The organism is Rhodococcus (subgen. Prescottella) equi (assembly GCF_003013675.1).
Lineage (GTDB): Bacteria > Actinomycetota > Actinomycetes > Mycobacteriales > Mycobacteriaceae > Prescottella > Prescottella equi.
In genome coordinates this window covers 937,956-957,592 of record NZ_CP027793.1, presented here as the reverse complement: position 1 = coordinate 957,592, position 19,637 = coordinate 937,956, and the positions used below count along the sequence as shown (strand labels likewise).

13 protein-coding genes are annotated in these 19,637 nt (G+C 70.0%); 3 read left to right on the top strand and 10 right to left on the bottom strand.

Features of this window, described 5'->3' with window-relative positions; genetic code table 11:
* Positions 1-50 precede the first annotated feature (50 nt).
* Both purQ and purS read right to left on the bottom strand, forming a co-directional pair.
* Positions 51-728 carry a phosphoribosylformylglycinamidine synthase subunit PurQ gene (gene purQ / locus C7H75_RS04370; protein ID WP_005515409.1) on the bottom strand — a complete coding sequence of 226 codons (678 nt, stop codon included), beginning with the start codon at positions 726-728 and terminating at the stop codon, positions 51-53.
* Complete coding sequence (gene purS / locus C7H75_RS04365) at positions 725-961, bottom strand: phosphoribosylformylglycinamidine synthase subunit PurS (protein ID WP_013414946.1); 237 nt, start codon at positions 959-961, stop codon at positions 725-727. Before purS ends, purQ begins: the two co-directional genes overlap by 4 nt.
* 141 nt (positions 962-1,102) lie before the next feature.
* On the opposite strand from purS, the gene C7H75_RS04360 reads away from it, so the two are divergent.
* Entirely contained in the window at positions 1,103-1,750 is a 648-nt protein-coding gene (locus C7H75_RS04360; RefSeq protein ID WP_013414945.1) for an MBL fold metallo-hydrolase, read from the top strand.
* A gap of 13 nt (positions 1,751-1,763) precedes the next feature.
* On the opposite strand, the gene C7H75_RS04355 is transcribed toward C7H75_RS04360, so the two are convergent.
* Positions 1,764-2,141 carry a VOC family protein gene (locus C7H75_RS04355; protein WP_022594211.1) on the bottom strand — a complete coding sequence of 126 codons (378 nt, stop codon included), beginning with the start codon at positions 2,139-2,141 and terminating at the stop codon, positions 1,764-1,766.
* 84 nt (positions 2,142-2,225) lie between these two features.
* Between C7H75_RS04355 and C7H75_RS04350 the strand changes: the two genes are divergently transcribed.
* Positions 2,226-2,972 (top strand): TetR/AcrR family transcriptional regulator, encoded by a 747-nt coding sequence (locus tag C7H75_RS04350; protein ID WP_106850984.1) that lies wholly within the window; start codon positions 2,226-2,228, stop codon positions 2,970-2,972.
* 10 nt (positions 2,973-2,982) lie between these two features.
* On the opposite strand, the gene C7H75_RS04345 is transcribed toward C7H75_RS04350, so the two are convergent.
* Together C7H75_RS04345 and C7H75_RS04340 are read right to left on the bottom strand one after the other, a co-directional pair.
* Positions 2,983-3,687, bottom strand: a complete 705-nt coding sequence (locus C7H75_RS04345) for a DUF2334 domain-containing protein (protein WP_022594208.1) — start codon at positions 3,685-3,687, stop codon at positions 2,983-2,985.
* Between the two features lie 100 nt (positions 3,688-3,787).
* The gene (locus C7H75_RS04340; RefSeq protein WP_005515420.1) at positions 3,788-4,282 is read right to left on the bottom strand and encodes a glutathione peroxidase; all 495 of its coding nucleotides are present in this window, start codon (positions 4,280-4,282) and stop codon (positions 3,788-3,790) included.
* Between the two features lie 190 nt (positions 4,283-4,472).
* Between C7H75_RS04340 and C7H75_RS04335 the strand changes: the two genes are divergently transcribed.
* Entirely contained in the window at positions 4,473-5,825 is a 1,353-nt protein-coding gene (locus tag C7H75_RS04335) for an MFS transporter (protein WP_005515421.1), read from the top strand.
* Positions 5,826-5,876: 51 nt separating this feature from the next.
* Here the strand turns inward: C7H75_RS04335 and C7H75_RS04330 are convergent, their stop codons facing one another.
* The 5 genes from C7H75_RS04330 to C7H75_RS04310 form a co-directional block, all read right to left on the bottom strand.
* The gene (locus C7H75_RS04330) at positions 5,877-7,700 is read right to left on the bottom strand and encodes a siderophore-interacting protein (protein WP_106850983.1); all 1,824 of its coding nucleotides are present in this window, start codon (positions 7,698-7,700) and stop codon (positions 5,877-5,879) included.
* Between the two features lie 15 nt (positions 7,701-7,715).
* On the bottom strand, positions 7,716-8,990 hold the full coding sequence (entS, locus tag C7H75_RS04325) for an enterobactin transporter EntS (protein ID WP_064077804.1): 1,275 nt from the start codon (positions 8,988-8,990) through the stop codon (positions 7,716-7,718).
* A 7-nt stretch (positions 8,991-8,997) separates the two neighbouring features.
* Positions 8,998-9,222, bottom strand: a complete 225-nt coding sequence (locus tag C7H75_RS04320) for a phosphopantetheine-binding protein (protein WP_064077803.1) — start codon at positions 9,220-9,222, stop codon at positions 8,998-9,000.
* Positions 9,223-9,258: 36 nt separating this feature from the next.
* Positions 9,259-18,426 carry a non-ribosomal peptide synthetase gene (locus C7H75_RS04315; protein WP_106850982.1) on the bottom strand — a complete coding sequence of 3,056 codons (9,168 nt, stop codon included), beginning with the start codon at positions 18,424-18,426 and terminating at the stop codon, positions 9,259-9,261.
* A 91-nt stretch (positions 18,427-18,517) separates the two neighbouring features.
* Complete coding sequence (locus C7H75_RS04310) at positions 18,518-19,537, bottom strand: ABC transporter substrate-binding protein (protein WP_106850981.1); 1,020 nt, start codon at positions 19,535-19,537, stop codon at positions 18,518-18,520.
* Positions 19,538-19,637 lie beyond the last annotated feature (100 nt).

The window sequence follows — 19,637 nt, the reverse complement described above, 5'->3', positions numbered from 1 at the left end:
AGTGGGCTGCGGCGACCGCAGGTAGGGCTCGGGGCCGGACGTCGTGCCGGTCAGGCCGTCAGGACGCTCTCCAGGACGGAGTAGAACATGCCGAGTCCGTCGTCGCTCGGGCCGGTGAGAGCCTCGGTGGCGTGCTCGGGGTGCGGCATGAGGCCGACGACGCGGCCGTTGGCCGACGCGATGCCGGCGATGCCGCGCTGCGAGCCGTTGGGGTTGTCACCGGCGTAGCGGAACACCACGCGGCCCTCACCCTCGAGCTCGTCGAGCACCTGCTCGGACGCCTGGTAGCGGCCCTCGCCGGACTTGAGCGGGACCAGGATCTCGGCGCCCGCCTCGTAGCGCGACGACCATGCCGTCGAGTTGGACTCGACCTTCAGCCACTGGTCGCGGCACACGAAGTGCAGGCCGGCGTTGCGGGTCAGGGCGCCCGGCAGCAGCCCGGCCTCGCACAGGACCTGGAAGCCGTTGCAGATGCCGAGGACCGGCATGCCACCCGCGGCGGCCTTCACCACCTCGCCCATGACCGGCGCGAAGCGGGCGATGGCGCCGCATCGCAGGTAGTCGCCGTAGGAGAAGCCACCGGGCACGATGACCGCGTCCACACCCTTCAGGTCGGCGTCGCCGTGCCACAGGCTGACGGCCTCGCCGCCGGCGAGACGAACCGCGCGGGACGCGTCGACGTCGTCGAGCGTGCCCGGGAACGTGATGACTCCGATGCGTGCACTCACTGGACTCGGGTGACCTTCCAGTCCTCGATCACCGTGTTCGCCAGCAGCGACTCGGCGATGGTGGCGAGCTCGTCGTCGCTGACGGTGTCGTCGACCTCGAGTTCGAATCGCTTACCCTGGCGAACATCCGACACGCCGGCATGACCGAGTCGGGACAGCGCCCCGACAATGGCCTGCCCCTGCGGGTCGAGAATTTCGGCCTTGGGCATGACATCGACAACGACACGGGCCACGTGCTGCTCCTCGCTATGGCTGGTTTCCGCCCGGGATCGCACCGGGCATCCAGGAGTTTACCGGGCAGCCCGGCCCGCTCCCGCACCGAGTGACGTCGGACGCCACCCCCACCGTCGGGTGTGATCCCGCATACTCGTCTCATGCGACTGACGCACTTCGGCCATTCCTGTGTCCTGGTGGAACTCGACGGCGCAAAGATCCTGTTCGATCCGGGGAACTTCTCCCACGGGTTCGAGGGCATCACGGGTCTCGACGCCATCCTGATCACGCACCAGCATCCCGATCATGCCGATCCCGCGCGCCTGCCCGCGCTGGTCGACGCGAACCCCGGCGCCGGGTTGTACGCGGATCCGCAGACGACGGCGCTGCTCGGCGACGCGTGGACGGCGGTGTACCCGGGCGACGTGTTCAACGTCGGCGAGGTGCAGGTGACCGGCACCGGCGGCACGCACGCGGTGATCCACCCGGAGATCCCGCTGATCGACAACACCGCGTACCTGCTGGGCGACGCCGAGAACCCGGCCAAGCTGATGCATCCGGGCGACTCGTTGTTCGTGCCGGAGCAGAAGGTCGACGTGCTCGCGGTCCCGGCCGCAGCACCGTGGCTGAAGATCTCCGAGTCCGTCGACTACCTGCGTGCCGTGCACCCGCGCGTGGCGGTCCCGATCCACCAGGGGGTGGTGGCGCAGGAGGCTCGCGGCATCTACTACGGCCGGCTCACCGAGATGGGCCCGGGCGGAACGGAGTTCCGTGTGCTGCCGGAGGAGTCGAGCGTCGAGGTGTCCTGACCCGACGTCCGGTTCACACCCACTGCACCAGTTGCCAGACGATCCCGTTGGGGTCGACGAACTGGCAGTAGCGCTCGCCCCACGGCTCGGTCTCCGGTGTGGTGACGACGGTGGCCCCCGCGGCCGCGATGCGCGCGAACTCGCGATCGATGTCCTCGACGACGAACACGATCAGCAGGCCCTGCCCGGCGGGACCGGCGACGGCGGCCGGCTTGAACGTCTCCAGGCCGGTGCGCAGAAAGATCACGTTCATTCCCGCACTCGGATGCTCGAGCGACACGAAGCCGTCGCTCGCCATGGCCTCGGTGAAACCGAAGTGGGTCTCGGCGAAATCAGCCGACGCGGCGGGATCGGCGACGTTCAGGGACAGCGCAGTGCCGGTGATCTTCATGCACACCTCCATGATCGAGAGAAACCTTATGCACCGTATAACGTATGGCAGGTGTTCGTTTGTTCCCACCCACGGAGGTGGCCGGTGGCCCGCGACCTGATCGATCTGCTGTGGCGCGATCACCCCGACGCGCCACGCGGCGGGACTCGCGGGCCGCGAGCGAAAGTGAGCACCGGTCAGGCCGTGGAGGCCGCTGTCGCGATCGCCGACGCCGAGGGACTCGAGGCCGTCACGGTGCGGCGCCTCGCCGCCGACCTCGGCATCTCCGCGATGGCGCTGTACACGCACGTCGGATCCCGCGACGATCTGCTGGTCCTGATGGTCGACGCGGTACACGGGACCCGCCCGCGCGCGGCGTACACCAGCGACGAGTGGCGGGAGCGCGTCCGGCAGGTCGCCGAGACGGAGATGACGCTGTGCACGCAGCACTGGTGGCTACTGGACGTGACCGACGAACGGACGGCGTTCGGCCCCGGAACGATCGCCAAGTACGACCACGAACTGCACGCGTTCGACGGAACGGGGATCACCGACCTGGAACGGGACGCCGCACTGACGTTCGTCACCGACTTCGTGCGCGCGTCCGCGCGAGCACGGCGCCCCGACCCCCGCGCCGCCGACATGGCGGAACTCTGGGCGACCGCCGGCGAACGGTTGGCCGGGTATCTGGGCGACGATTTCCCGCTCGCGCAACGCGTCGGCGAGGCCGCCGGTCAGGCGATGAACTCGGCGTACAGCCCCGAGTTCGCTTGGGAGTTCGGGCTGGAGCGCGTGCTGGACGCCCTCGAACCTCTCGTCCACGCCGCGCGGGACGGGTCGTCGGACGAGTAGCGCCGACGTCTCACGCCGCCCCGCGCACCCCTTCGACCAGTGGCCACCGGTAGACGCCGGGGACGGCACCGTGGTGCAGCGCGAGGTCCACGGCGTCGAGCACGGCCTGCCGCGGCCCTGGCCTGCCGAGTTGTTTCGCGGAGACCGCCAGGCGCACCAGGCGCCCACGTCGGGCGCCGCGGGAGGCGCCGAGCACCATCGCCCGGCACCGCCACGGCTCGGCGCGGAAGCCGTCGCCCACCCCGATGACGTGACTGCGCACCCCGGTGTCGTGCGCGAGGTCGCGGACACTCGTCATGCCGGCCAGCAACCGGAAGCCGACGTTCGGCAGCACCGCGACGGCGCCCGGGGAGGCGACCCAGCGCGGCGGCGCGAACAGTCGGGTGCGCAGACCGACCTCCTCGAGCACCCGGTCGGCGGCGAGCAGGCGCAGGCGCGCCTCGTGCTCGGGTAGCACCGCGAACTCGGCGCGCCGACGCTTGGTCGCGGCCTGGTCGTAGCCGTGCAACACGATGGCGTCACCGCGGTCGCGTCGACCGCGCAGCCAGTCCTGCGTGACGGCGTCCGAGACCAACCGGTACTTGTCCTTCAGTCGCGGCGCCACGAGCAGCGACAGCGGAACCGATCTGCGGTCCATCTCGGCCGCGAAGTCGGCGACCACCTGCACCGTCTCGTCCCTGATCCCCGACACCGACACGATCACCTGTCCGGTCATGTCTTCGAGGGTGGCACCCGTAGGTGAACGGGCGCTTACGCGCCCGTGCGCCTTTCTGGTAGTTCTGGCTACCGAAAAGGCGCACGGGTGGCGCAGCCGCCTATCGGGGCAGCACGGCCTCGATCGCCGCGATCACCTCGGGGGCGTCGGGTTCGGTGCGCGGACGGAACCGGTTGACGACGGTGCCGTCGGGCGCGATGAGGAACTTCTCGAAGTTCCACTGGATGTCGCCGGCCTCGCCGTCGGCGTCCGCGGTCTCGGTCAGCTCGGCATAGATCGGGTGCCGGTTCTCGCCGTTGACGTCGACCTTCTCCATCAGGGGGAAGGTGACGCCGTACGTGGTGGAGCAGAAGGTCTGGATCTCTTCGGGGGTGCCCGGTTCCTGGCCCATGAACTGGTTGCACGGGATGCCGATGACCGTGAGGCCGCGCTCGGCGTACTCCGACGCCAGCTTTTCGAGGGCCGTGTACTGCGGGGTGAGCCCGCACTTGGAGGCCACGTTGACCACGAGCAGTGCGCGCCCGCCGTATTCGCCGAGGCTGGTCGGCACGCCGCCGAGGGTGTTGATTTCGAGGTTCTGCAACGGAGTCGTCATGGCCCCAACCTAGCGAAATCCGGACGCCGGAGAGGGAACCGTACCCGCGCCTGCCGAATGTCGTAAGTGTCCGTTCCGGCAGGTGGCAAACGGGGCCGTGCCGTTGTGCGGAACGCCTCGTTGATGTGACGCACACCGCAATCGACGCTTTCAGCCGTCGACCGACGTGGTCGCCTGCTGAAGGAGCGCAATGCAACCTCGAGACACGACGTATACGGAGCCGGCTCCGAAGGACTCGCGCCGTGCCCTGATCTCCAGCTTCCTGGGATCGACGGTCGAGTACTACGACTTCCTTCTCTACGGAGCAGCGGCCGGCCTGGTGTTTCCGAAGCTGTTCTTCCCGGACACGATGGATCCCGTTCTGGGATCCACGCTCTCGTTCGTCATCCTGCTGGCCGGCTACATCTCACGGCCCGTCGGCGGCGTCCTGTTCGGACACTTCGGCGACAAGTTCGGCCGCAAGAACATTCTCGTCATCACGCTGCTGATGATGGGTCTCGTGTCCGTCGCGATCGGTCTCATGCCGACCTACGCCTCGATCGGCGTGGCCGCGCCGCTGATTCTGGTCGCGCTCCGCGTCGTCCAGGGTCTCGCGGTCGGCGGCGAGTGGGCGGGTGCGACGCTGATGGCGGCCGAGCACGTGGGCGCGGGCAAGCGCGGCTTCGCGGCGTCGATTGCGGTCGCGGGCGGTCCCACCGGTTCCGTCCTCGCGACGCTGGTGCTCGCTCTCTTCTCGGGTCTGCCCGACGACGCCTTCTTCAGTTGGGGCTGGCGTGTGCCGTTCCTGCTGTCGGCGACGCTCGTGATCGTCGGCCTGTTCATGCGTTACCGCGTCACCGAGTCCCCCGACTTCGCGAAGGCCCGTGCCGCGGGCGAGGTCCACACCGGCACGCCGATCCTGCGCGTCCTCAGGAAGTACCCCGCATCCACCGTGTACGGCATCCTCGCGTCGGCCGGACCGCTGTTCATGCAGGCGATGCTGGCGGTGTGGATGGTGCCGCACATCGCCGCGCAGGGCACGATGCCGCGTCAGGACGCGCTGTACATGCTCACCTTCTCGAGCTTCGTGCACATCTTCGCCATTCCGTTCTTCGCGTGGCTGTCCGACCGCCACGGCCGCCGCAAGGTGATGCTGGCGGGTGCGGCCGTCTCGATCGTGCTGGTGTTCCCGATGTTCGCGCTGTTCAACTCGGGCAGCTACTGGCTCGTCGCGATCGGCTTCCTGGTGGGCAACCCGATCATCCAGGCGTCGATGTACGGCCCGATCGGCGCGTTCCTCGCCGAGAAGTTCGACACCGCCGACCGCTACACGGGCGTCTCGCTCACCTTCCAGATGGGCTCGGTCCTCGGCGCCGGCACCGCCCCACTGATGTGCAACTGGCTGTTCGGCCTCGGCAACGACGGTGGCACCAGCAACATCGCGTGGTACTTCGTCGCGCTCACCGCGCTATCCGCGCTCGCCGTCTACCTGTCGAAGGAGACGCTCGCCAAGAAGCGCGCGGTGGCGGTCGGCACCGACCAGGATCTCGTCGCGAACGCCTGACCACACAGCGGGGGGCGGTGCCACACCGGATCGGGTGGCACCGCCCCTCCGTCACTGCACGCCGGCGAACTCGACGACGGTCGACCCCCAGCCGATCGACCCGAATCGCGTTGTCCCACAGCCCGCATCGACTACCAGAGCCCGGATCTCGGCCTCGGTGCGTCGGCCGGACCCGTACAGGCACAACCGCAGCAGATCGCTCTCGGTCTCGTGGTCGTCGTCCGTCGAGGGATCCAGTAGATCCGTCACGAGCACCACGCGGCGGCCCGAGGCGCCCAGCACGCCGATCAGCATCCGCGCGTCCGGATCGGGGTGAGCGTCGACGACGTCCACCGCCACGACCAGGTCGACGACGTCGTCGAGCGGCGTGAACTCGCTCCGGTCGACGCGCCGGATCCGAGCACGCCGGGACTGCGCCACGTCCGCGATGTTCCGGTCGTTCGCCGCGGGCAGTCCGACGAGCGCGATGTCGAGGTCGGGCCGCACGCGGGCGAGGGTGTCGGCATAGACGCCGGCGCCCTCTCCGTAGATCGCGACCGTGCGTACGCCGTCGAGGTCGACGGCGTCGGGCAGCGCCGGCGCCCGGTAGACCGCGCCCGCCGCCGCCTCCTCGTGGAAGTCCTCGACGAAGCCGGGCTCCCGTGCCTTGTCGGCGAATCCGTGCCCGGGGGCGGGCGCACCGGTCCGCACGGCCTCGAGCAATCCCAGGAACGCCATGTCGAGCCGGGTGTGAATCTTCCCGAAGTGCAACGCCTGGCTGGCGAAGGTGTCCGGGTCGGCGAGGATCTCGCCCATCTCGGTGAGGCCGAACCGGTCACCGTCGACCGTCAGGAGGTTCATCGCCACCAGATGGCGCAGCAGTTTCGCGGTGGCATCCGGGTGGGTCTCGCACACCGCCGCGATACGCGCCGGGGTCGCCGCTCCGGCCTCGATCGCGGCGAACACCCCGACGGTGACCGCCGTTCTGATCACGAACGGCGGCAACAGTTCCGACATCTCGTGAAGCTCGCTGTAGGCGTCCGGCGTCGCCTCGCCTTCACCGGACGTCCCTTCGGTCCGGGGAACCTCACGCTGCCGCCAGTACCCCGTGATCTCGACGAACTGCTTGGGGATCGCCCTGTCCTGCTTCGCCCACCGCCGCAGCGGTTTGATCGTCAGCGCCTCGCCCGCGACCCACAGGTACGGCTGACCCGGACGCCACCGCGCCGCCTGGACGGTCTCGACCAGCCGCGACTTTCCGCCGTTCTCGGACCGGAACAACCACGTGATCTCGACCGGCGCCTCGGACTTCAGTTCCTGACGGTGCGAAGGCTCGGCCACCTCGATCACCACCGTCGCGGGCATGTCCGCGGGAAGCATCTCGAGGCAGCGGGCGATGGCGGGCAGCGCAGTCTGGTCGCCGGCGACGAGCATCCACTCGGCCTCCCGCGGCAGGCTCGCCGAGTGCTTGGGGCCGGCCATGAGGATCGTCTCGCCCGGGCGGACGCGGTACGCCCAGTCCGAGGCCAAACCTCCCTCGTGCTCGGCGAAGTCGATCGCCATCTCCCGGGTGTCGGCGTCGTAGCTGCGCACCGTGTAGGTCCGGCTGTACTGGAACGATCCGGCCGGCCAGTCGACCGCACCGGTGTCGGTGTTCCGCGGGGTGTCGAACGGCAGTGCACCGGTCTGCGGATCGACCGGGAGCAGCTTGACGTCGTCGTCGAAACCGTTGGTGCACACCGCGGGCAGTCGGACACCGTCACGAACGTGACTGTCCATCGCCGAACCGCCCACGATCACCCGGCGCATTCCCGGTGTCACGTCCTCGACGCGAAGTACCTCCACCTCGCGGATGCAGATCGGAAACACCTCGACCTCACGAACGGTCGCTGCCATCGTAGAACTCCTTTCTCATGACGTCGGCTGCTCGACGTGCGCGGCATCCGAAAGGGGCTGGGCGTGTTCGTCGAAGCGGCGCAACCGCTTCAGCGTCACGGCGAGCACTGCCGTCGCGACCAGACCGGTGGCACCGTACACGGCGAGCGCGGCATCGATCGGAACCAGCGCGGCCACCACACCGGCCGCGACCGCGCCCACCGACGCCCCGGCGGTGACCTGCGCCGACCACACGCCCGCGATGCGGGCGCCGTACTCCTCGGCGGTGTGCTTCTGCACGATCGCGTAGCGCAGGATGTCGGCGACCGCCTCGCCGAATCCGTGCGCAGCCAGACCCGCCACGGTCACGACGACAGCTCCGGTCGTCCCGGCCCCGACGAGGCCCGCGGCGGAGAGCAGCATGCCCACGAACACCGCGCGGCCGGACCAGCGCACGGTCCCGGTCCACCCACTGGTGAGTGCGCCGAGCACGGCACCGACGGCCGGTGCGGCGTAGAGCAGACCCGTCACCGAGGCTCCGACTCCCAGGACCTCGGCGGCGTACTCGGGAATCAGGACCGACCACCCGGCGAGCAGCATCGTGACGAACCCGCACACGAGCACACCACCGATGACGCGATGACCCGCCGCATAGCGGAATCCGCTCGCGACGGCCCGTAGCGGGGATTCCCCGGCCGAGCGCGGCGGCGGCAATGCCGGCAGGCGGGTGATGCAGAACGTGGTGACCGCCGTCGTGGCCGCGGCGAGCGCGAACGCCAGCCCGACACCACCGGAAGCGATCACGACACCACCGAGCGCCGGCCCGATCATCGCCCCCAGGTCGCCGGTGAGCGCCATCAGCGCTCCGGCCGCGGCCATCTTGTTGCGAGGCAGCAGGGTCGGGGTGACGGACATCAGCACGGTCGCCGAGATACCACCGCAGATCCCGTCGACGATCGCGGCGAGATACACCACCCAGAGCCTAGGGTCCGGTAGGAACGCATTGATCGCGAGCACTGCGAAGGCGACACCCGCGCAGCCGCGCGCGAGAGCGATGACGCGGCGCCGGTCGTACCGGTCGGCGAGGATGCCGCCCGCGAACGTCGCACCGAACGTCGTGAGCCCCAGCACCGTCGACACCGCCGCGACGTGGGCGGTGGACGCGGTGATCTCGTACACCTGCAGCGGCACGGCGACGATGAGGAAGCCGAGCCCGAACAGCGACACGACCCGCGCGGTGAAGATGTAGCGGAACTCCCGACTGGTGCGCAGCGGGTCGAGGTCGAGAGTCAGCTTCCCGAGGAGTGCCACGGGCGGGTCACCGCGGCGCGAGCAGTGTGAACCACTGCTCGAGATCGGGTTCGAATGCGAGCGAGACGAAGTCGACGTCGGCGCCGCTGTCTCGCCAGCGTTCGACGAGCGCCATCAGCCGCACCGAGTCGAGGCCCTGGTCCACCAGGCTCACCGACGGATCGATCTCGGCGACGTCCACCTCCAGGATCTGCGCCGTGTCGGCGAGGATCGTGTCGCGGTCGAGTGACATGTTCTATCTCCCTTTGTTTGCTGAGGTCTCGTCGGATCAGGGCACGGCGTGCGTCGCGACGCCGAGAAGCGCCGACATCGCCTGCTCCCAGGCGGACGCGATCGCGTCGAGGGTGGCGTCGTCCAGCACCGCGGACGCCGCGAACTGGCAGTCCAGGATCGGTCCGTCCGCGGTGTCCTCGACCACGGCGTCCACCTGCAGGATGTGGTCGAGCGGTGTCGCCGAGTCCACCGAGCCGCCCAACGCGACGCCCTCGGGTGCACCCGACCAGGGTCCGCCGTTCTGCTCCCCCAACGTCATCCGACCGAGGTAGTTGAAGACGATCTGCGGGCGCGTGTAGCCGGTGAACGGATCCTCACCGGTCAGCCTGCGCAAAATGCCGAAACCGATCCCGTTGTCCGGCACCGCGCGCAGCGCAGCACGCACCCGCGCGGAGGCCTCGTCCGCGGGGACGTCGCCCGCGAGTACCTCGTCGACGGCGACGCCGCCGAGGTCGAAGGCGACCGGATACATGGACGTGAACCAGCCCACCGTGCGGTCGACGTTCGCACCGGGAACCACCTGTTCCTCACGCCCGTGGCCCTCGAGTTCCACCCGCACGGTGTCGCCGCCACGGACCTTCGCCACCGCGAGTGCCAGTGCCGTGAGCAGGGTCTCGTCGACGGCACCACCGCCGAGTGTGTGCGTGGTGACCTCCGTCGGCAGCACTCGCTTGACGGACCGGAGAGTGGAGACCGTGTCGAGCGCCGGATCGAGCGGCCGGGCGCCGAGCGCCGGTTCACGGGCGTCGACGACGCGCTGCCAGTAGGTTGCCGTCGCGGCGATCCGCTCGCTGCGAGCCGCGTCGACCAGTCCTCGCGTCCAGGCCCGGAACGACGTGCCGGCGTCCGTCAGCGCGACGGGTTCACCGTTGTGCGCCTGTGCGACAGCGGTCGCGAGGTCCGGGACCAGGATCCGCCACGAGACGCCGTCCACCACCAGGTGATTGACGGCCACGAACACGCGGTCTTGCCGCCCGGGGCCGAAGTCGAACCACACCACCTGCGCCATGATCCCGTCCGCAGGACGCAACGCCGCGTACGTGTACTCGCGTTCGGCGGCGAAGACGTCGCCCCACTCGCGGTCGGAGCAGCCGGAGACGTCGACCCGGCGCACCACCTGCGAGGCGTCCGGCAGCCGCTCGGGCACCGACCACTCCGGCACGCCGTCCACCACGGCGAAGCGTGAACGCAGCATGGGGTGCGTCGTGAGCAGCCCGGCGACTGCAGCTTCGAGCACCTCGACCGTCAGCCCGTCGGGTGCCACCAGCAGCCGCGCCTGCGAGAACCGGCCGAGGTCGGTGCCCCAGTGCACCGCCTCCCACACGATCGGCGTCGGCACCACCTCGCCCGTCGCGGCGATCGCCGCGAGGGCCGCCGCTGCCTCGTTCCTCCCGGGATCCGGCGTCTGCTCGCACGCGGCGGCCAGCGCTGCCACCGTGCGCAATTCGAACACCTGCCGCGCGGTCACGGCCAGTCGGGCCGCCCGGCACCGGGTCACCAACTGGATGGACACGATCGAGTCGCCGCCGAGCGCGAAGAAGTCGTCGTCGATACCGACCCGGTCCAGGCCCAGCACATCGGCAACCACCGCCGCCAGCATCGCCTCGGTGTCGGTGTGCGGCTCACCCGATCCGACCAGCGCACCGAAATCCGGTTCCGGCAGCGACTTGCGGTCGATCTTGCCGTTCGCGGTGACCGGGAACTCCGCGAGCACGAGCACCACGGCGGGAACCATGTAGTCGGGCAGGCGTTCTGCGGCGACGGCGCGTGCCGCCGCGGGATCGACGTGCCCGTCCGGCGTGACGTAGCCGACGAGGCGGACCACACCCCGGGTGTCGGTGTGCGCCACGACGACCGCGTCGCGCACCCCGTGAACCGCTGCGAGGGCCGCCTCCACCTCCCCCAGTTCCACCCGGAACCCGCGGATCTTCACCTGGTCGTCGCCGCGCCCGAGGAACTCGAGGGTCCCGGCGCCCCGCCGCACCGTGTCACCGGTCCGGTACATCCGCTCCCCCGCGGCACCGAACGGATCGGCGACGAACCGCGCCCCGGTGAGATCGGGTCGGCCGAGGTAGCCGCGTGCGACGCCTGAGCCGGCGAGATACAGCTCACCGGTGCCGCCCGCGGGGACGGGCCGCAGCCATCGGTCGAGGACGTACGCGCGGCCGCCGTGCACGGCACGGCCCAGGCACGGCTCGTCTGCGTCGGTGACCTGCCCGACGAGGGCATCGACGGTGCACTCGGTGGGACCGTAGAGATTGAACGCGCGACCGTCGGTCAGTTCCCGAAGTCGCTGCCACGACGCCGGATTGACGCCCTCTCCGCCGAAACCGACCGTAGCGGGCCGGTGCTCGCGGTCGAACAGTCCGGCGGCGAGCATCCGGTCGAGGAACGACGGGGTCACCTCGAGGAAGTCGAGCCCGCGGTCGACGACGTAGTCGGTCATCGCCTCCGGGTCCCGCATGGTGTCCTCGTCGAACACGTGGACGGTGTGGCCGTCGAGCAGCCACAGGGTGGGCTGCCACGACGCGTCGAAGCTGAACGACCAGGCGTGGCCCACACCGACGCACTCGCGTCCGGTGGCCTCGACCGTCGGCCGGTAGAGGTCGGCTCGGTGGCTCTCGAAGAGGTTCAGCAGGTTCGCATGGGTGACGGCCACGCCTTTCGGTCGGCCCGTCGAGCCGGACGTGTAGATGACGTACACGCAGTGGTCTGGCCGCAACGGGGCGAGCCGGTCCGCATCGGAGACCCGGGCGTCCGGCAGGACAGCCAGTGCCGCTTCGACTTCCGGATCGTCGAGTACCGTCACCGCAGTGCCGCGCAGGACCGCGTCCAGTGCGGCACGGACCGTGCCGTCGGTGACCACGACGGTCGGTGTCGCATCGGCCACCATGTGCGCCAGCCGGTCCGCCGGATACGACGGGTCCATGGGGACGTAGGCGCCACCCGCCGCGATCACCGCGAAGATCGCCACCACCATCCGCTCCGAACGGGGCAGCGCGAGTCCGACGACGGTGTCGGGTCCCACACCGGACGCGATCAGCAGGCGGGCGAGTCGAGCCGACGCCGCACCCAGTTCGCCGAACGTCAGACGGCTGTCCCCGAACACAATTGCGGTGGTGCCCGGGGAGGCCGCCACGCGAGCGGCGAGCAACTCCGCGACCGTGCTGCAGCCCGTCGCGGGTGCGGGCACGGTGGCCGCCCGGTCCCCGACCGACAACCCCCGTTCGACGTCCGACAGTGGATCGACGCGGGCGACGGTGGACGTGTCCGGCGCCGCGAGCTGCTCGAGCACCCGGACCAGCCGTTGCCCGAGCACCTCGACATCGGTGCCGTCGAACAGCGACTGCTGGTACTCGAGGGTGAGAGTCAGTTCCTCGTCGAGCGCAGCGACCAGGACGAGCGGAAAGTTGGTGGCGTCGTGGCCACGGACGTCGCTCACCTCGAGGCCGCCGGATCGTTGCGCGCGGGCCAGTGCCTCGGTGTCGATCGGGTAGCTCTCGAACACCAGAAGGGTGTCGAACAGTTCACCGATCCCGACGCGACGCTGGATGTCGGCGAGACCCACGTACTGGTCGTCGAGAGTGCGATTCTGCAGGTCCTGCGCGCGCCGCAGGAATTCGTCGGTGCGCTCGCCGGGACGCAGGGTCGTCCGCACCGGCACGGTGTTGATGAACAGGCCGATCATCGTCTCGATCCCGGCCACGTGTGGGACACGACCGGACACGACGGCACCGAAGACGACGTCGTCGCGGTCGAGTCGGTGACCGAGGAGCAGTCCCCAGGCAGCCTGAACGACGGTATTGACGGTGACTCCGAGGTCGCGGCTGCGGCGCTGCAGGGCCGCGGCCAGGCCGTCGGGTACCGCGATCGAGTGCTCGCCGGGCAGATCCGCCCGCAGCGACGATCCGGCGGGCGCCACCAGCGTCGGTTCGGTGACGCCGTCGAGCACGTCGTTCCACCGTTGCAGCGCCGCGTCGGTGTCCTGCTCCGACAGCCAGGCCAGGTAGTCGGTGAACGGTTGAACGGGCGGCAGTACCGCGACGTCGGCACCCGCGCCGTACAGCGTGAACAACTCTCGCATCACCAGCGGCGACGACCAGCCGTCGAGCAGCAGGTGATGCGCCGCGAACACGAGGCGGTGCAACCGCGGTGCCAGCCGGATCAGAGTGAACCGCAACAGCGGCGCCGCACCGACGTCGAAGCGGGTGACCCGGTCCCGGGCGACGACGGCGGCACTGCGTTCGCCCGCCTGCACCTCCGGCAGGTCGGTGAGATCGACCTCGGCCCAGACCAATTCGGGGGCCTCGAGCACGACACCGATCGGTTCGCCGGCGGCCGAGGCACGGAATCCGGTGCGCAGTGTCGCGTGCCGGGCGAGCAGGGCGTCGGCGCTGCGACGAAGCGCGTCGCGGTCGAGGTCACCACGAAGGTCCAGCACGGTCTGCATGGCGTAGACGTCGCTGTCGGCGTCGAGTTCGGCCAGGAAGAACAGCCCACGCTGCAGCGGAGTCAGCGGCACGACGTCCTCCACGGGGCCGAGTCGATCTGCCAGGGAACGCAGTTCCGGATACTCCAGTCCGCGGTATGTGAGGTCGGCGACGGTGCGCGTCGCGGTGGGGAGCGCCGACGTGTGTTCGGAGAGGGCGCGCAGCGCATCGATCCAGCGGGCGGCGATCCGCGAGACGGCGGCGCCGTCGAGGATCCCGTCAGCCGCCGTGAACTCACAGACCAGTTCGGGACCGTCGGCGCCGTCCTCGGTGACGGCGTTGACGTCCAGTACGTGTTCGAGCGGGGTCGCCGGATGCACCGCACCGCCGAGGGCACCGGATTCGGGCGCACCCGTCCAGGCGCGTCCGGACTCCTCCCCCAGCGTCAGTCGTCCGAGGTAGTTGAACATGACATCGGGGGCCCGACAGCCGTCCAATCGGCCGGCGGTCTCGCCGAGGCGGCGCAGCATCCCGAAACCGATGCCGCTGTCCGGGATTCGTCGCAGGCCGTCCTTGACCTGCGCCAGCGCGATGCCGGCGGCCTCGGTCCCGGACAAGGCGCCGGCGACATCGACGCCGGTGAGGTCGAGGACCGCCGGGTACAGGGACGTGAACCAACCGACGGTCCGCGAGAGATCGGCGCCCGCGACCACGTGCTCCTCGCGGCCGTGGCCCTCGAGATGCACCCGGACACGGTCGCCCCCGCGTTCTCCGACGACGGCCAGACCGAGTGCCGTGAGCAGCACGTCGGCGACCCCTGCCCGATAGGCGGCCGGCGCGGTGGTCAGCACGCTCCGGGTCAGTGCCGGCGGTACCCGCACCTCGATCGATCGAGCCGACGCGACCGTGTCACGCGAGGGATCGAGCGCCCGCACCCCGAGCGCCGGCTCGCTCGCTGTGGAGATCTCCCGCCACAACGGCAGCGCACCGCGGATCCGGTCCGACTCGACGGCTTCCGTGAGCCCGACCGCCCAGTCCCGGAACGACGTTCCGGCGTCCGCGAGGGCGATGGTCTCCCCGCGTAGAGCCTGCTCGACGCCGGTGGCCAGGTCGGGTACCAGGATCCGCCACGACACCCCGTCCACCGCCAGGTGGTGGACGGCGATGAACACCCGCCCGGCACGGCCCGGTCCGAAGTCGAACCACACCACCTGCACCATCACGCCCGCATCGGGACGCAAGGCTCGATACGCCCTCTCGCGTTCGGCAGCGAACACCTCCGGCCACGAACTCCCCGCGACCGCGACCCGCCGCACCAGCGCAGAGGTCTCCGGGATCTGCTCCGGCACTTCCCATTGCGGGTGTCCGTCCACCACCGCGAACACCGAACGCAGCATGTGATGCGTGGTGAGCAGCGCGGCCACCGCCGAGCGCAGAGCGGGCTCGGAGAGCGCGTCTGGCGCGATCAGCAGACGCGACTGGGCGAAGCGGTCGAGTGGCACGCCGTGCGCGACGGTGTCTCGGACGATCGGGGTCGCCGGCACGTCTCCGGTGGCCGCGGCGGTGACGCGCGAGTCGCCGAGGGTGTCGGCCGGAGTGTCGTGCGCCGCAGCGAGAGCCGCGACGGTCCGCAGCTCGAAGACCTGTCGCGCGGTGATCCGGACGTCGGCCGCGCGGGCCCGGGTGACGAGTTGGATCGAGACGATCGAGTCGCCGCCGAGCGTGAAGAAGTCGTCGTCGACACCCACCCGGTCGAGACCGAGAACCTCGGCGACCACGGCCGCCAGCATCGCCTCGGTCTCGGTGCGCGGTTCACCCGAGCCGACGAGCGCACCGAAATCGGGTTCCGGCAGAGCCTTCCGGTCCACCTTCCCGTTCGCGGTCAGGGGGAAGGTGCGCAGTGGCACGATCGCCGTGGGAACCATGTAGTCGGGCAGGCGCCCGCTCATCGTCGCACGCACCGCGCCGGGGTCGACGTCTGCGATCACGTAACCGACCAGTCGCGTCACACCACGGTCGTCGGTGTGCGCCGCGACGACAGCTTCCCCGGCACCCGACGCAGCGGCCAGCACGGACTCGATCTCGCCGAGTTCGACACGGTACCCGCGGATCTTGACCTGATCGTCGGCGCGGCCCGCGAATTCCAGGACCCCGTCGGGGGTCCACCGGACGACGTCGCCGGTGCGGTACATCCGCTCACCGGCCGCTCCGAACGGATCGGCGACGAAACGGGATCCGGTGAGCGCGGGCCGATCGTGGTAACCGCGGGCGACGCCGCCACCGGCCACGTACAACTCGCCGTCGACGCCGGGCGGCGTGGGACGTAGCCAGCGATCGAGGACGTACACGCGCGTGCCCGGGGTGGGCCCACCGATCACGACGGCCTCACCGGAGATCCGGGATGCGGTGGCGTCGACGGTGCATTCGGTGGGGCCGTAGCAGTTGAACGCCGTGACGCCGCGCTCGGACGCGGACCCGAGCCTGCGCCACAGCGTCTGCGACACGGCCTCACCGCCCACGGTGAGCTGCGCGGGCACGTGCGCGGCCGTGTCGAGCAGTCCGGCGTCGAGCAGCTGGTTCATCAGGGCCGGTACGCAGTCGACGTGGTCGATGCGACGGGTCCGCACGTAGTCGACGATGTAGTCGGCATCGGTACGCCGGTCGTCGGGGAGCAGGTGCACGGTGTGGCCGTCGAACAGCCACGTGAGGGACGCGACGGCGGAGTCGAACGCGAACGGGTAGGTCAGCAGCACTCGGCGCGGGCGCTCCGCCACGACCGGCATCATCGTCTCGCGCTGCGCGGCATGCAGATCCGAGAGGTTGGAATGTGTGACGACCACGCCCTTGGGCAGGCCCGTCGACCCGGACGTGTAGATGACGTAGGCGGCGTTGGCCGGGCGCAGCGGCGCGATCCGATCGCTGTCGGTGACGGGTCGGTTGGACTGTCGCGACACCGCGTCACGAACCTGCGGATCGTCGAGGATCACGATCCGGGACTGCGTGAAGACACCACCGAGCGACGCCGCGACGGCCGCCGTCGTCAGCACGACGGCCGGCCGGGAGTCGGCGACCATGTGCGCGAGTCGATCCGCCGGATAGGAAGGGTCGAGCGGCAGGTAGGCTCCCCCGGCGGAGAGGACCGCGGTGACGGCCTCCACCATCGCCGCCGACCGAGGCAGAGCCAGACCCACCCGGACGTCGGGGCCGACACCGGAGCCGATGAGCAGCCGTGCCAGTTGTGCCGAGTTCGAGACCAGTTCGCCGAAGGTGCGCTGCTCGCCGTCGCAGATCACGGCGGGCACTGCGGGATCCCGATGCGAGAGGAGGTCGGTGACGATGCCGGACGGCTCGGCTGCCGGAGTCGTCGACCACGTCCCGAGGGCCCGCGTCTCCGACGGCAACAGCGCCGCGAGCGCCGCGACCCTCGTCTGCGGCCCGCTGGCGAGCGCGCTCAGGATCGTGACCAGGCGCCGCCCCAGAGTCGCGATATCGGCCGCGGCGAAAAGGGAAGGACGGTAGTCGAGTCGGACGATCAGTCGATCGGCGACGCCCGCGGTGAGCACCAGCGGGTAGTTGGTGGCGTCCACCGCGTCGACGCCCGCGATCCCGACCCCGCCGGCACGCTGGGCGCGGTCGAGCGCATCGCGATCGACGGGATACGACTCGAAGATCGTGAGCGTGTCGAACAGTTCACCCAGACCGGTTTCGCGTTGCACCTCGGCCAGTCCCAGGTACTGGTGGTCGAGAGTCCGGGCCTGCTCCGTCTGGACACGTCGGAGCGTTTCGGCGACGGTCGCCGCGGGGTCGAGCCGCACCCGGACCGGGACGGTGTTAATGAACAGGCCCACCATCGATTCCACACCCGGAAGGTCCGCCGGGCGACCGGACACCGTCGCGCCGAAGACGATGTCGTGGCGGCCGACCAGACCGGCGAGCAGCAGCGCCCACCCGGTCTGCAGGACGGTGTTGAGGGTGACACCGGTGTCGCGCGCCCGACCCGTCAACAGTTCCGTCAGATCCGCGGGAATCTCGACGTCGATCGCGGCGGTGCCCTGCGCGTCGCGAGTGGAACCCGGCGGGGCGACGAGCGTCGGTCCGTCGAGGCCGTCCAGCGTTTGCCGCCAGAGTTCGCGCGCCGCATCGTGGTCCTGCCGTCCCAGCCACGCGAGATAGTCGCGGTAGGGCCGGACGGCCGGCAGCGCCGCCGCGCTGCCGCCGGCCGCGTAGATCTCGAGCAGTTCACGCACCAGGATGGGTGTGGACCAGCCGTCGACGACCGTGTGGTGCGCGGTGAGCAGCAGGCGCACGTCGTCTGCGGCGAGTCGGATCAGGGTCCAGCGGACCAGTGGAGGGTCGGTGAGGTCGAACCAGGTGTGCAGGTCCGTGTCCAGGAGATCGGCGAGGGCCGCCTCCGGGTCGGCCGTCGAGCTCAGATCGACTCTGCGCCAGGGCACCTCGATGTCCTTGACTACCAGACCCGCGACCCGCCCGTCCTTACGCGGACGGAAACACGTACGCAGTGCCGCGTGCCGGTCCAGCAGCGCCTGCGCCGAGGCGTGCAGGCGTCGGGCGTCGACGTCACCGGTGAGGCGCAACACCGACTGCACGGTGTAGGCGTCCGGATCCACCTGCGGCTCGTCGCGTTCGGTCTCGGACGGCGCCGCGACAGTACTGAGGTAGTGCAGCCCCTGCTGCAGCGGTGACAGCGGGACGACGTCTTCGAGCTTGGACATGCAGGGGATCTACTTCCGGTCGAAACGGGTGCGGGTACGAGCACGGCCCCCGAATATGTTGTCGGGGGCCGTGTTCGAGCCGCAGGTGGGACTACTGCTTCGCGGCGGGCAGTGCGCCGAGGCCCTCGTCGATCGAGTCGAGCGCGAGCAGGGCGGTCTGGTGGGTGGCAGCCTGCGCGTGCTTGACGGGAACGAGGTTGCCTGCCTTCACCGCGGGCAGGTTCTGCCACAGCGGCGACGCCATCAGTTCCTGCATCTCGGGAGTCACGGAACCGTCGAGTTCGACGCCGTAGACGATGACGTCGGCGTCACCGAGCTTGTCGGAGATCCGCTCGAAGGCGACGTACTCGGCGTGGCCGTCCTCCGGGTTGTCCGGCCGGCCGGGGAACTGCAGACCCAGGTCGTCGAACAGGTTCGTCACGTAGGAGGACTTGTACTCGCGGACGAACTCGCCCGGATCGGGGAAGCACACGCTGCACACACCGGCAAACTTCAGCCCACCGAGCTTGTCCTGGTACTTCTTCGAGATCTCCTGGGCCCGTTCGTCGTACTGCTCGATGAAGGCACCGTAGAAGTCGGATACGTTCGCTGCGTCCGCGAACTGCTCGCCGAGCGTGCGCCAGTCGGCCGGCGTCGTGGGACCGAGGAACACGACGGGTGCGAGTGCCTGCAGCTTGCCCATGTCGACCTGGGACTGCGCGCGGGAGGGGACACCCAGAATGATCAGATCCGGGTCGGCAGCGGTGACCGCCTCGTAGTTCAGCTCGCTGATCGCGCCGTCGGGGCCGACCTTCGGCAGGGCGTCGTAGGCCTTCCTGGTGTCGGCGTCCATGTTGTCGTCCTCACGACCCCACTCACAGATGCCGGAGAGGTTGGCACCCGACTGGATCAGCGGCAGGACGGCGTAACCGCAGGCGACGATGCTCTGCGGATCGCCGGGAATCTCGATTGCACCGTTCTGGGCCTGGAACGTGCGGGTCGTGGCGGCGGCGGTGGTCTCGGCATCCGAGCCCTTGTCGTCGTCGCTGCCGCACGCCACGAGTCCCGCGCTCAGCAGCGCAGCGGCGCCGATCACGGCGGCGCGGCGGGCCCAGCCCATCTTCACCTGCATCTCAGTGTCTCCCCTGGTTCCTTCGTCACATTCCGAGCGGTCGCTCGAGTCGATTGGTTAGGCTAACCGAACCTGATGGCCGTTCCAAGAGGGTGCCCAC